General features: G+C 67.7%; 17 protein-coding genes. 11 read left to right on the top strand and 6 right to left on the bottom strand.

All coding sequences use genetic code 11. The features are described from left to right. The 3 genes from ABLE53_RS24720 to ABLE53_RS24710 form a co-directional block, all read left to right on the top strand. Positions 1-896, top strand: an 896-nt coding sequence (locus ABLE53_RS24720; RefSeq protein WP_348861860.1) for a hypothetical protein, incomplete at its 5' end; no start/stop codon positions are given. Between the two features lie 81 nt (positions 897-977). After that, on the top strand, positions 978-1742 hold the full coding sequence (locus tag ABLE53_RS24715; protein WP_348861859.1) for a hypothetical protein: 765 nt from the start codon (positions 978-980) through the stop codon (positions 1740-1742). A 118-nt stretch (positions 1743-1860) separates the two neighbouring features. Beyond that, positions 1861-2211: a hypothetical protein gene (locus ABLE53_RS24710; protein WP_348861858.1), complete on the top strand. Its 351-nt coding sequence runs from the start codon at positions 1861-1863 to the stop codon at positions 2209-2211. A 198-nt stretch (positions 2212-2409) separates the two neighbouring features. Here the strand turns inward: ABLE53_RS24710 and ABLE53_RS24705 are convergent, their stop codons facing one another. From ABLE53_RS24705 to ABLE53_RS24695, 3 genes are read right to left on the bottom strand one after another with little or no spacing between them, the layout of a single operon-like run. Next, a complete protein-coding gene (locus ABLE53_RS24705) occupies positions 2410-2715 on the bottom strand; it encodes a hypothetical protein (protein ID WP_348861857.1) in 306 nt (101 codons plus the stop codon). An 8-nt stretch (positions 2716-2723) separates the two neighbouring features. Further along, positions 2724-3116, bottom strand: coding sequence for a hypothetical protein (locus ABLE53_RS24700; RefSeq protein ID WP_348861856.1), 393 nt, complete (start codon positions 3114-3116; stop codon positions 2724-2726). Positions 3117-3138: 22 nt separating this feature from the next. Continuing rightward, on the bottom strand, positions 3139-3690 hold the full coding sequence (locus ABLE53_RS24695; protein WP_348861855.1) for a TIGR03086 family metal-binding protein: 552 nt from the start codon (positions 3688-3690) through the stop codon (positions 3139-3141). A 446-nt stretch (positions 3691-4136) separates the two neighbouring features. Between ABLE53_RS24695 and ABLE53_RS24690 the strand changes: the two genes are divergently transcribed. Then, positions 4137-5297, top strand: a complete 1161-nt coding sequence (locus ABLE53_RS24690; RefSeq protein ID WP_348861854.1) for a competence protein CoiA family protein — start codon at positions 4137-4139, stop codon at positions 5295-5297. A gap of 127 nt (positions 5298-5424) precedes the next feature. Then, positions 5425-6828: a hypothetical protein gene (locus ABLE53_RS24685; protein ID WP_348861853.1), complete on the top strand. Its 1404-nt coding sequence runs from the start codon at positions 5425-5427 to the stop codon at positions 6826-6828. A gap of 34 nt (positions 6829-6862) precedes the next feature. Here the strand turns inward: ABLE53_RS24685 and ABLE53_RS24680 are convergent, their stop codons facing one another. The 3 genes from ABLE53_RS24680 to ABLE53_RS24670 all read right to left on the bottom strand — a co-directional run bounded on the left by ABLE53_RS24680 (position 6863) and on the right by ABLE53_RS24670 (position 8579). Next, the gene (locus ABLE53_RS24680; protein WP_348861852.1) at positions 6863-7420 is read right to left on the bottom strand and encodes a helix-turn-helix domain-containing protein; all 558 of its coding nucleotides are present in this window, start codon (positions 7418-7420) and stop codon (positions 6863-6865) included. A 206-nt stretch (positions 7421-7626) separates the two neighbouring features. Beyond that, positions 7627-7914, bottom strand: coding sequence for a hypothetical protein (locus ABLE53_RS24675; RefSeq protein WP_348861851.1), 288 nt, complete (start codon positions 7912-7914; stop codon positions 7627-7629). A gap of 194 nt (positions 7915-8108) precedes the next feature. After that, positions 8109-8579: a hypothetical protein gene (locus tag ABLE53_RS24670; protein WP_348861850.1), complete on the bottom strand. Its 471-nt coding sequence runs from the start codon at positions 8577-8579 to the stop codon at positions 8109-8111. A gap of 155 nt (positions 8580-8734) precedes the next feature. Between ABLE53_RS24670 and ABLE53_RS24665 the strand changes: the two genes are divergently transcribed. From ABLE53_RS24665 to ABLE53_RS24640, 6 genes are all read left to right on the top strand, one after another. After that, positions 8735-8893 carry a hypothetical protein gene (locus ABLE53_RS24665; protein ID WP_348861849.1) on the top strand — a complete coding sequence of 53 codons (159 nt, stop codon included), beginning with the start codon at positions 8735-8737 and terminating at the stop codon, positions 8891-8893. An 11-nt stretch (positions 8894-8904) separates the two neighbouring features. Then, positions 8905-9564, top strand: a complete 660-nt coding sequence (locus ABLE53_RS24660) for a hypothetical protein (RefSeq protein WP_348861848.1) — start codon at positions 8905-8907, stop codon at positions 9562-9564. 30 nt (positions 9565-9594) lie between these two features. After that, positions 9595-10212, top strand: coding sequence for a hypothetical protein (locus ABLE53_RS24655; RefSeq protein ID WP_348861847.1), 618 nt, complete (start codon positions 9595-9597; stop codon positions 10210-10212). A gap of 82 nt (positions 10213-10294) precedes the next feature. Next, positions 10295-11350 (top strand): DUF4192 domain-containing protein, encoded by a 1056-nt coding sequence (locus ABLE53_RS24650; protein WP_348861846.1) that lies wholly within the window; start codon positions 10295-10297, stop codon positions 11348-11350. Positions 11351-11722: 372 nt separating this feature from the next. Beyond that, positions 11723-12655, top strand: a complete 933-nt coding sequence (locus ABLE53_RS24645; RefSeq protein WP_348861845.1) for a hypothetical protein — start codon at positions 11723-11725, stop codon at positions 12653-12655. A 20-nt stretch (positions 12656-12675) separates the two neighbouring features. Next, positions 12676-12846 (top strand): hypothetical protein, encoded by a 171-nt coding sequence (locus ABLE53_RS24640; protein WP_348861844.1) that lies wholly within the window; start codon positions 12676-12678, stop codon positions 12844-12846. Positions 12847-12864: the final 18 nt, after the last annotated feature.

Below are 12864 nucleotides of genomic sequence, written 5' to 3'. Positions count from 1 at the left end.
CCACCGCGGGTCCGGAGCACGCTGCGCTCGCGCTTGCGACACTCCCTGCGGCCGAGAAGACCGAAACCGCACGACTCAAAGGCATCCGAGAAGCCGAGGAGCGACGACAACGCGAACAGCACGAAGAGGAAGACCGGCAACGCAAAGCCACAGCAGCAGCCGCTGCGGCACGGGGCGCGGCAAACCGCCGCACGTTCGACTGGAGCGTGGTCGTACTTGCCGTGGGAGCATGCGTCACGGTTCTTGTCCCATGGCTCATCGGTAGGTTCGCGCTGCGCGACAGGTTTGGACGTGCGACCTCGGTGGCGGTGTTCGATCCAGCGGTACGAAAGGCTGGTGACTACTTCCTCACTGATTGGCTCAGTGGGACGTGCGTCATCCTCGTTGTCGCCGGGGTAGTGATTTTGGCCGGACGATACTGGCCCAGACGAATCCTCTCCATCGCTATGGCTTTCGCAATGATCGGCGCGGCATTGTTCTACCTCCGGCCGATTGCGATCTCGAAGTGGAGCGAAGCGGAAGCACACTCCGCGATGCTCCTTGAGACGACAGCGTTTCCCTTCAGCGACCGATACAAGACCTGTGGCTCCGACACGCTCACATTCACCCGGGACGACGGGACAAAGTACGTTGTATCGGCATTCTCCGCTCACATTTCAGGAACAGCCGACGAAGGATGTAATAGAGTGGAGATATACCGCGGGTGGTGCCCTGTGAAGACCATCAACCTTCCCTCGGGTGCGTGGATCCAGGACAATGTCCTGGGCAGCAGCGTTTCCAGTAACGCCGACGACAAGTCACTCCCAGCGAGTCAGATTGTCTTCCTCGCCGACCTCGCGAATGACAAGACCTTCAAGGTGCCCCTCAAGAGCGTCGACACGTCGAAGAGATGTTGACGACCGATCGCCAGCGACCGTCGCAACCTCCGGCCGCTCGGCTCCGAACTGCCTCCGAGCAGCCCCTTGGAAGACTCAAGCATGTTGCATGAACTTCTAGCGGGCATCCTCGTCCTCGGGTGCCTGGCCTGGATTATCAAATTCATGATCTTCGGCGGCGACGGCCGAGTTGGCCGACCACCGAAAGGCATCGGCACCCGCTTCGCCTCGCCTGCCGACTCCCCGATTCCCGCCGCCGCCCTCGGCGCCTACGCCTTAGGCACGGCCATCGTCATCACCGACGCCCGAGCCGACAGCCAAACCGGAATACTGATCGGCGCCGTCGTCGCCGTGTTCATGGCCTTCCGGGCAGCAGAACGACTCACGGTCACCGCGTTGGGGATCGTCGGTTTTGTGTGCGCGCTCATCCAGATGGTCCACATTGTCCGCGGCCAAGCGTACGATGCCCTCGAATCCGGCTACCGGCTCGCACTTGTCCTCTTGGTCTTCGCATGCTTCCTGCTCGGAACGCTCGTGTTCAACCGTGCCTCTGCTCTCCGAGGCGAACGCGGGCTGGCCCTACTCGGCCTCGTGGATATCGTTGGATTCCTCACGAGGCCGACTGGCGCGGACATGTTCAACTTGGACGAGATCAGCCACCTACTCTTCCTCTTCGTTGCAAGCAGCGTGGCGTTCGCGCTTGGCTGGGCCGTCTCTGAGGCGACACTCGGGCTCGTCGGAATCGCCGTCGTTGGACTGGCCGTGATGCTCGGAGGACCAGATGGCTGGCTTGGCGTCGTCGCAGCAGTGTCAGCCGTGGGCTTCACTATCGTCGCGCGAGCATTCACCCGCGGAGCAAGGCTGTAGCGCCGCGGCGCGGGCGTTCGGGCCTGAGGAAAGAGCGGCGATAGCAGCTCGGCGCGGCGGGAACCCGGCTACATTGGGGGCACCGCCAGCGAGCACCGCGCATAGGAGGACATCCGGAATGGGTCTGTTCAGCAAGAAGAAGTCCACGACCGCGCCGGAGAACGATCAAGCGTTTCAGAAGGCTCTCGAGGAGGCAGGTCAACTCGACATTGCTGCCGACTTCCCGACGGCGACCTCCGAGCAGGCCGAAATGATGGAACAGATGTGGATCGCCGTCGTCAGCAAGATCGGCGGCGCGGGCACCTTCGAGCCGCGGCAGGTCGCAGCCTTGAGCACTCTCGGCGAGCGCTTGGTCACCGAGAACGAGGCACTGGCGCCCTTCATCGACCGGCTGAGGGGTATTGCCGAAGCCGAGTCTTCGCGTCGGCCGTCAGATCCTGCATGGGGGGCCCTCGTGCGCCATCTGTGAGCCCGTGGTGGGGTGTGTCAGATGGTCCGTGGAAGCGGCCTCTCGCCTCCGACTCACTGCACACCGTCGACGATCTCCCAGCCCGTTACGGCCGAGACGCGATCGGCTGGGGACCAACCAGGCTTCGCGGCTCCCGACGCTGGGACATGCGCCGCAACCGCCTCGTGAACGCGACGCGAATGTCTGGCTCACCTGCGGTCAACGGATGATCATGAGCTCAGACCGTCCGTGCATGACCCAGAAGGTCACTGTGTCGCCTGACGCCTCGTCGTGCAGCCAGAACTGCTCGGGCTCAGAGTTCGGCTCGGGATATGAGAAGCCCGTACTTGTGATCGCCAGGACGAACTCTCGAGCAGGATCACCGCGCCGTGCCGCCAGCTCGTTGAAGATCTCCACAGCACGCACCACGACGACCGAGTTCGCGCGCAATGCAAGCCTAAGCGCTTCTTTGAGAGCCTCTCCGTCTGCCAGCTCTCCGACGACCCGATAGCTCTGAATCCCCACAAACGCCCTCAGATCAGATCGGAACCAGAGTGACCGTGGTGCAGGGGGCTCGACAGCTGCTCGAACTTGGTCTGGAGTGGCACTTTGACGAGATCGACCTTGTCGATTGCGTCGATCCGGTACTTCGGCACGCCGGCTGCGGATCTCATCACGCACATCCATCTTGGAGCGCAGGAGCGTGACCTTGGTCGCCACCCGTCACCGAGCGGCCGGCGGGTGGCGAACGCCGCACGGCTCTGGCTGCTCAGGGGCATTGGCTGATAGCCGCCATTGTTCATGAGCACCCGCCGGGTCCGCTTCTTTCCGTCGTGCAGCTTGCAGTCGATGAGGTGCAGCCGGCCGTTGCAGCTGAGGACCACGTCGACTTCCTGCACCTTGGTCCCGTCGTCGCGCAACTCCACGTCGACGGTGCCTGGTCGGCTGTTAACGACGGCCCGCGAAGGCGGCCAGCCGGCGATAGGCATCGGCGTCCTCGGGCACGCTCCGGGCCTGACCGAACGCCGCGCCACGGTTGTCGTCGGTGAGGTTGGCGCGCATGAACGCCAAGGCGATCCGGGCGACGTCCGGGTCCAGGGAGCTCATGGGTGGTGAGCCGAGGGCCGTGGCCAGATCCCAGGTGTGTACAGCGAGCTCGGCGATCTCCATCTCGAGCGGTACGGCGACCTCGCCACCGCGTCGCTGCAACTCGTCGAGGAGGTCGTCGGCCGCGCTCTGGAACGCGGCACCCCAACCGTCCTCGACGTGAGGGGGTGCGGCTGCCCGGTCGGGCTGCTCGCCGCGCATCATCGTGATAAAGCGGCGCGGCGCGGCGATCAGGTGGTCTGCAAGTTCGCTCACCGTCCATTCCTCGCACGGCGTCGGCTTTTCGAGCGCGTCCGCCTGGACGTGGTCGAGGACGTAGCCGGCTTGGTTCAGCGCGCGCTTCAACACCTCCTGAACGTTGCCAACCGTGTCGGGATCTGTCGTGGTGGTCACGCCGTTCACGGTAAAGCGAGGAACGAGGCCACGCCACTATCGATGAAGAGTGGATGCCGAGGTGGAGCTGGGTTCGCATCAGGGCGACCGATGCAGGACGGGCCCGCGCCGCCGCTCTGCAACAGGCAGAGGTGCCTCAGCCGGACGGCCCCAGGGCAGCGACGGCGCACCGCCTGGCCGGCCCCTTGCTCCTGCTCATGACTGGCGACAACGACGCCGGACAATGCCCCAGCACCTCCACGCCGGCTACGCCGTGGGCATCGTGAATGGGCCTTCTCATGGGCTATGGGCCGCTGTGAGGGGATGCCGCACCTGGAGTCGTCGCACGCCTTGTCGTCGATCAGGGTCGACTCGACGACGATGCGAGCGGCCGGGCCTGGGCCATGCCGTGGGGCTGGGGGCGTTGGGCGATCAAAAGTGTCGGACGTCCCGTAAAGGATCCGCCCGTGGACCTCTACTCGTTCCTCGACGACGACGCGCGCCAGGTGTGGGCGCTGGATCGCGTCACGGGCGAGTCGGTGTACCTCGAGGACGGTTCTGCCAAGCAGATGCGACCGCGGACTCGCGCCGATCTGCGTTGCCCGTACCCGGACTGTGCCGGTCCGATCACGACGGTGGGTGGGGAGAAGCGGCATCACTTTCGGCACCTGACGGACACGACGCATCCAGGCGGACCGGAGTCTTTGCACCACGTCGAGGCGAAGCTGATGATCGCGGACTGGTTCCTCCGACGGGCGGACGTCGCCAGTGTGCAGGTCGAGGCGGCAGTCGCCGGCACCGATCGTCGAGCTGACGTTCTGGTGCAGCCTCACGCGGGGCGTCCGCTTGCGATCGAGGTCGAGTACAAGGCATTCACCATCGAGGCCGCACTCGCGAAGCGGGCCGACTATGAGGCAGCGGGGGTCGACTGTCTGTGGCTATTGGGTCACTCTCGTGTGCGTGCCTGGCCGGACGAGTCCGGGCGGGTTCAGCTCCCCGCGTTCGTCGCGGTCCTGGTCGAGGATGGGGCGCGGGTGCTGGTGGTCAATCCGTCGACGCGGGAGATCGGGACACTGTGTGATCCCGCGACTGCCGACGCGCGCTACACGGGCACGTACACGACCGCTCGTATCGCGATTGCCCCACTCGCTGACTGTTGGCACGACGAGCTGACGAAGAACCGGTTCATCGCAACACCGGCTGACCTGCGTCACGACGAGACCGCGCGCGAGCTGGCGGCCAAGCGTGCGGCCCGAACACCTCCTCGCCGGACTCGCGGCGAAATGCCCGCTGCTCCCCTCCCCCGCGAAGACAGGTCTGAGGCGAAGCAGCGCCAGCAAGTACCTGCAGCCGGCGATGCCATGGCAGTGCCCGAGGAGTGGAAGTCGGCCATCTTCGAGTCATGCATCGAGGGTCGGGCGAACTGGACGGTCTTCACGTGGGTCGACATCACCCGCGCCGTCGCTCGTAGCGGGAAACGCGCTCCCGGCCGCTGGTCGCCGGCCGAGTTCGAGGCCGTGCGTGCGTGGCTCGACGTGTTGGAGGCCGAGGGCTGGATCTTCGTCGTCTCCGCGAAGGAGTTCGCAGCGAGCGGCAAGCGGACCGTCGTGCAGGGCCAGCTCTTCTGAAACCATGACTCTGTAACTAGTTGACTAGTTAGAGAGTCGGGCATAGGGTGGCGGCATGACTCAGGGCCAGACGTCTCCATCAGCCACCGCTGATGCTGGGTGGACGGATCCTCAGGACGTTCAGGCCGTGCGCATCCGGCTCGCCGACGAGCGGCCCGCGCCTCAGCCGGATCCGCTGGGGCGTACGCATCTCGGGTACGCGGCCGACCTGCGGCCTGCCGAGCTGTGGGAGCGTGCTCGCGGGGTGTGGAAGGCCAAGTTGGCCACGCTCGCGGAGTGCGTGCTGGCGGTGATTGTGTACGACGACAAGGTCGTCGGGGTGGGCATGGTCGAGGCGATCGTTCCTCATGAGGACCGGGTGGCCATCGATGGGCGTCTCGTGGTCGACCATCCGCTCGTTGGGCACCGGGATCCGCTGCCCAACGCGTCGCGCAACCCGATCACCTACGGGGTGATCACGGCGGTGATGCCGACCTCGCCGCCTGCGCGCCCGTACGAGAGCGTTCTGAAGGATGCGATCGCGGTCTTGACTGAGGCTGGCCGCCTGCGCCGGCCGCTGCTGCGGCCGGTCGAGGTGCCTGCCGACGGCTCTCTTCGCGACGTGCGGTGGGAGGTCGACCCCGGGAGGTCCGAGCAGGCTGATTGGGCCGAGTTCGTCACTTTGGCGTTGGCGGGCGCGACGGCGAACCTCGGCGGCATCGACAGCGCACTGGCTGGCCGTTCCGGCTCCTGGGAGGCCGCCGGCGTGCGGAGCCTCCTGGAGAGCACGGTTGGGCCGGACGAGGATGACCTGTGGCGCCACCGCACGGAACCGCTGACCATCACCTTGTTTGTCGAGGACCTGGTCGCCGAACGGACCCGCATGTGGGAGGGCTACAACGACGCCGAGGCCGCGGTGCAGCAGATGTACCGCGAGGCGGAGGCCGCTAACCCGCCGATTGACCCCGAGCCCTATCTGTGGCGCTACCAGCGCACGGTCGACGGCGAAGGCGAGGCCGCGACGGTAGGCCCGTGGGAGCCGGTCGATCCGGCAGCGCCGGCATGGTCGCTGGAAGCATGGCGGGCGGCGAACACCTTCGGCAGCGAGGATGAGGCGAGGTACTGGGAGCGCATGATCCTTGGCCAGGAGATGGCTTGGGGGCGGGACCAGCCCATCACGGAGGCGTATCTGCCGAAGTCGCCGGAGCTCGGCGCCGAGTACGACCGCCTGGTGGACGAACGTGAGGCCCGCTTGGCCTCGGTCGCCGAGCTGGAGGAGCAGCTCGAAGAGCAGCGCGCGCGCGAGATCGCCGCGTACGGACAGGCGCTCAAGGAGCGTGTCGAGGCCGCGGCCCGGTCGCTGCCCGGGCTGGGTGTACCGGTCGAGGTCGATGTCGACCGCTCGTGGTCGTCGAGAGCGAGTCGCCTCGATGACATGCCCGCCGTTGTCGAACGCCTTGTGGACCAGGCGGTGATGGACACGCCGGCGCCCGAGGACCTGCCCGGTACGCCGCTGTCCCGGCTCCTGGGGTACGTCGAGCGCCCCGAGTGAAACCCTGGGCGGGGTTGGAGCGCGACGACGAAGGTCACTCGACCGGCTGAGGAGCGGGGTGGTTCTCGCGCGCCGCGTCGGCTCGTGCCGCCTTCATGAGTGCCGTGAAGCTGCGGGCCGAGGAGATCCGCTCGACGTCGCTACGGCGGAACCAGAGCAGTCGCCCCACGCGTTCGCAGGGGAGGCGGTCGGCCTGGGCGAGTTGACGGACCCGGCTGGGCGAGAGTCGGAGGATGAGGGCGGCGACCTCGGTCGAGACCCAGACGTCGCCGTCGTCTGGAGGTCTCGTTCGCGCGAGCCGTTCCTCCGTGCGTGCCTTCGCCGCTTGGATGCGAGCAGTCCTGGCGTCACGGAAGGCATAGACCGATTCGATGTCCAGGGAGGCTCTGCCGCCTCGCGGTCCGCGGGACGCCTGCCGGTGGGCGATCTCGCCGCGTTTGACGCCGGTGGCGATCGCACCGGGCGAGCAGCCGACGATGCGGGCGGCTTCGAGGTAGGAGACCCACTGGGACTCCCTCGTCCTGCGGTCGGCTTCGCGCTCGACCGATGACCTGTCGAACCAGTGACGGCGGCCTTCGACGATCCGGGTCACGCGACCCTGTCCGGCCAGCCAGCTCACTTGCCCCGGTGTGACGCCGAGGATGGCGGCGGCGGTGCGGCTGTCGATGAGCTCATGGGCCGCCTCCGAGACGGTGGCCATGCGGTGATCGTCGCAGATGCGAACCGGGCACCGTGCATTTGTCCGGGGTGGCGCATCGGGTCAGACCTACCCGAGTCCCGGCGCCCGAGGTCATGCGTCTATTCGACGAGGCGCAGGTGTGGGCGCCGGCGACCGCATGGCATCGTCTCCGGGAGACCCTGCGAAGCCTCGACGACCGCGTCGGCGATGATCCTGGGAAGATCCTCGGGCGCGTAGCCGAGCGCGGTGCGCGGCGTCACGCGCATCAACTCAGCGACGGCATCGACTCGGTTGCGGAGGATCTGGTCGACGACCTCGGCGTCGAGGTCGATGTCGCGGGCCAGCAACTCGGCCTCCACGGCGTGCGCGAGCTCGCCGAAACGTTGGGTACGTCGGGTGAGTGCCACGCCGACCACCATAAGGAACTCTGGCGCTCCTTACAGAAGAACTGCGTTGGACTCCAAGGCGCCCCGATTAGGGCGCGAGGACGTTGATCGTTGCGAGGACAGAACCTCGTGGGGCATGCGACGCTCTCCATTGAGAGCCCGCTGGCGACCCGAGACGCCGGCGGGCTCTCAATGTGCGCAGCCATGCCTCGGCGTCAGCGCGGTTCTGGGACGGCGCCGTGGAGCTGGGCCGTAACCACCTCGATGGCTTCGCGCAGGGCGACCGGCGCCCGGTCCTCCCCCAGCTCGTCGAGCAGCTCCTCGACAGCAGGCTCAGGCAGCGGCGGTGTGCAGTAGTTGTCCCACTCGGCGACCTTGTTCTCGAAGTGGTCGTAGGCCGCGCCGTCCCCGGAGGGACCGAGCCAGGCGACTGACGCATCGGCCACGTTCGTCGCCAGCTGGGCGGCGTCGTCGTCCATCACGTCGAGTGCCAGGCGAGCCGCGCGCCTGAGGTGGGCGGCGAGCTCATCGGAGGCCGGTTCGTCGAGTCGTGGAGCGCGGTAGGTGACCCACTGCGCGGAGGCCAGTAGGAGCCGGCGGTAGGCCTCGGAGTCGGAGCGGGCGTGGAACCACGCCGACGCGGCCACGGCAACCTGCCGGGCCCGCAACACCTGCTCGTCGTCCATGACTTGCAGTGTTGACGACCTCGCGCCCGGTGGGAAGCCCCTCTCCCCCCAGAGCCCCGGGCAGGTCGCCGAAAGATTCCCGGCACGGATGTCCGATCCAGCGCGCCATCGGTTGCTACTCCCGCTCAGGGACAACGAATCTGAGGAGACCACCGATGAGCCATTCCACGACCAACTCCGCTGTCGGTGGCACCCCGCACCCGGTGGCGGCGCTGCGCGAGCAACTCACCCACGCCATGACGGCGGCGAGCCAGTTGCGGGTGATCTTGTCGGCGATCGAGGACCCCGGTCGTGGGGTGGGTGAGTCGCGATGAACCGGCGGGGCATGCTCGCCGCCGCCGATGCCGTCTTCGATGCCGAGCGGGCACTACGCCGCGCCGCCGACACGGTCGATGAGCTGGGTGACCTCGCCGCCTCGTCGCTGCGCGTCCTCGACGAAGCCGCGACCGATGCGTTCTATGCCCACCAGGAGGAGCGGCGCGACTTCTACGTGGAGTCTGCGAGCGAGCACCTGGCACGCCTGAGGCTCCGTTCGGGTGCGATGAACGAACTGGGCGAGGACTTGGCCCGCCACCTCACCACGGCCAGCACCGCCATCGAACAGGCCGGCTACCAGCTTGGCCGGAGCACGGACGTGGACGACCGCGACGGGGAGGTGCAGGCCCTTCGAACCCAGATCGAGGTGCTCGGCCAGGTGGTGGCCCTCGCCCGGCCGGTCGCCGATCAGATCACTCGCCACGCCCAGCACGCCGCCGAGTCCACGACGGCGACGACCGCGCTGATGCTGCTCGACTCCCACGTCCACGACGCGGAACGCGAAGTCAACCGGGCCGACGAGGGCGTGTCCGTCATGCGCTCGGTCATCGAAAGCGCGCAGATGCGGGCCCACACCTCAGCCACCCTCGCCGGGTCCCTCAGCTACACCGCCAGCCACCCACCGAAGCCGTCGAGCGAACCGCCGGGCCAGTCCGGCCTCGCGATCTAGGACGCCAGAGCGAAGGAAAGGACGCACTCCATGGGTGACCGCACGCCGCTCGAGATCGTCATCTACTCCTGCCCGCCCGAGAGCGTCGGCCAGGTCCTCGACGTATTCGAGGAGTTCAACCTGGACCACGAGTACGTGCTGCCGGGCGATCGGGAGCCGTCAGCTGCCGGGTCGAGCCGTCGCACCAGCCTCGAGCTCGGCCGCGGCTACATCCGCGCAGAGACCCTTGTCGGGACGAGCGTCCAGGTTGCGAAGGCGCTGCCGAGGGATGCCGCGTGGAAGGTGTGGGAGGACCCGGCGTACGAGCACCTGGGCCAGCTCGTGTTGAACCACCCGGACCTGGGTGAGTACGTCGCGGACTGCGACGCCCAGGGCCGGCCGATGTTCAGTAGCGCCGAGGTCGACCGACTGTTCGGCGCTGCCGCCGGTGATCGAGTACAGCTCGGTCATCTCACGGGTCGCACCTGGGAGATGGCGCTGGAATCCCTCGCCGCAGCCAACGGCGGGATCGTGCTTCACCGCGACACTCCCCCGGCCTCGGCCCCGCTCCAGGCCGCCGCGCTGAACCAGCTGGCGTCGGGTCCGGCGCGCTGGATGCCGCCGGATGCTCCCGGTCAGACGCGAGCGAGTGCAGCCCCCGACCGGTAAGGGCCTGAGGCGTCCGATCCGTTAGCGCGCCTGTTGCTTCTCCCGTCAGCAGCACGATCTTCAACCTGGAGGTAGCCGACCGATGAACCGCACACTCACGATCAGCTCGCACGACGAGCTGCTCTCCTACGTTCCCCATGTCCTGGGGTTCCGAAGGCCTCAGGGCATGGTCTGCCTTCCGATGGGCGGGGGTCCGATCTCTCGGGTCGACCTGCCACCCACCCCGCGGGAGAAGGAGCCGTTCCTCTCGATGCTCGCCGACGTCTACCTTCACCGTCACCCCACCAGGCGGGTCGCACTCGTGGCGTACGGCGAGGACGGCCGTGCTTGTCTCGAAGCGCTCTCGGATCTGGGCGAGAGGCTGATCGCGGACCCGAAGGGACCCGAGGTTGGGCCGATGCTGTGGGTGCACGGCGACGAGTGGTTCGACGTGCTCCAGGGCACCAGCGGGACCGTCGACCCGAGCGTCCGCGCCCGGTTTGATGCCGAGTTCGCGCTGATGGGCCGCGTCATGCCCGTCGATCGGCGCGAGGACCTGGCCGCGGCCATGCAGGGCGACCCGGCCGGCGTGGCCAGGCACCTCGAGGCAGCGGAGCAGCGGGCAATGGGCCTGGACGCCGGGGAACGCACGGCCGAGGTGGCGTGGCTCGAATCGACGCTCGAGGAGTTCATCCAGAATCGGAGCTACCTCCCCGACGGCGACGCCGCACGGGTGCTGGCCTTCATGCACGACAGCGGCGCCCGAGACGCAGCGGTGTCGAAGATGACCCGCGAGAACGCCCCCGTGCTCGCCGAGTTCTGGCAGGACCTGGTGCGCCGCTCCCCCACGGAGGTGCGCGACAGCCCGGCGACGATGCTGGCGCTGAGCGCATTCCTCAGCGGCGACGGCGCGAAGGCGTGGACCGCGCTCGATCAGCTCTCCGAGCACGATCGCCTCGCCGACCTGGTCACGATCGCCCTCGAACAGGCCGTGGACCCCAAGGAGTGGGACCGGATCCAGCCGCCCAGGGGCGGCGCGGCCGCGATGCAGCAGGCCGCACTGCAGAACCCGGTCACCCATGACCGCCGCGGCCCCGACAAGCAAGGCCCCGGCGCGCCCGGTGTCGGCGGCCCCGGCTCGGCTGCACCGGGCCGATGAGAACGAACGGAGAAGCACCCATGGAGAACCTTCGCTCGCGAGTAGAGCAGCGACTTGCGCGACTGCTCACCACCACTCCCCCGCCAACACCTGGTGAGACCACGGAGGCGACGCCGCGGATCGACTTCGTCTATCCCAGCGAGACCGACCGGAGCCGGCTCGAAGACAGCGTCCGCGACTAGGCGATCCTCGGCAACAGGTCAAGCCCGCTGCCCTTGCCCTGTGGATAGCGATCCTCTGTCCACAGGGCAAGGGTCGGTCGGGTTGCGGTGTCGGTAGATCGGGCCAGACTCGACTGTGAGGTCGGCACGATCGGGTGTTGCCGGCCGGGGCGGACCCAGCATTGGGTTCTCCCGGAGAAGGGGCGTGAGGATGATGCGAACGTCGACCAAGGTGATCCGCCTCTGCGCGGTGGTGCCTGCGTCACTGGCCGGGAGCTTCGTCGCGGTCATGAGCCTTGGGTTCCTGCCCGACGCTGGACTCGTAGCCGCGTTCGTCGCCACGCTCCTGGCGTCGATCGTGTTGGCGTGCGGGCTGTGGGAGCCCCAGGCCGCCCGAGTGCTCGGATTCGCGCGCGGCCTGCGGGCCGGCGAGCAGGCTCAGCTGGCTCACACCCTGGCGCTGCTGGAGGTGCTGGAACTGGAGCCGGGCCGGGTTTTGATGCGGCTGACCGACACCGGCGGACTGCCTGCCACCCCGATCGGCCGGCGCACGGTGATCATCGAGCCCACCCTGATCCAGGGTCTCTATGAGCGTCGACTGACCAATGAGGATGCGGCCGCGGCGATCGGCCACGCGGTGGCCAGCCAGCGCGTAGGCCCGGCGAGGTTCGATCTTGCGGCGCGGCTGTGGGCGTTCCCCTGGACGCTGCTGTACGTGGCGATCCGTCAGATCGCCCGCGCCTTCTCGTGGGTGCCCGCGGCGGGGTTCGCGTGGCACATGCGGATCGTCATCGGCGTGATCGTGGTGGTCCAGGGATTCCAGCCCGGCGGTGATCCTGCGCTTGGGATCGCCACCGGCAGCCTTATCGCGATCAGCTACATCGCTCCCGCCGCCGACCGCGCTTGGCGTCGACGGGTGCAACGAGACGCCGACAGGATCGTGGCTCTCGCCGGCCTGGCCGGGTCGATGGTCCACTACGCACAGTGGCAGGACGGTGCCAGCTCCTTGGAACGAGTGCACCGGATCAACGCGGCCGCGGACGAGCGCCAGCGGCGGAAGCAGGCGGTGCACCACCACCCACGAGTCACCGACAGAGGTCCGGGCGGTGCGCTGGTGCTGGCCCACCCCACCGCACTCCGTTAGTTCCGCAAAGGAGAAGGCGCATGGATGACCTGCACCTCGAAGCCGACCTCTTCTTCGGCCCCTGCAACGACCCCGACTGTCCCGCCGTCCAGTTGATTGAGAGCGGGCGCTTGCGGGTGGATAGCGGGTGGCCCAACCGGAATCATCTGCGTCTGATCACCGGCGCGGACGCCTCCGAAGACGCCGAGTAGACGCCCTCGCGGGGCCGT

Origin of the sequence: Nocardioides asiaticus, assembly GCF_040049175.1 — a bacterium.
GTDB lineage: Bacteria > Actinomycetota > Actinomycetes > Propionibacteriales > Nocardioidaceae > Nocardioides > Nocardioides cheoyonin.
The sequence above is the reverse complement of the archived record's forward strand: the minus strand, read 5'-3'. Positions and strand labels throughout refer to the sequence as shown.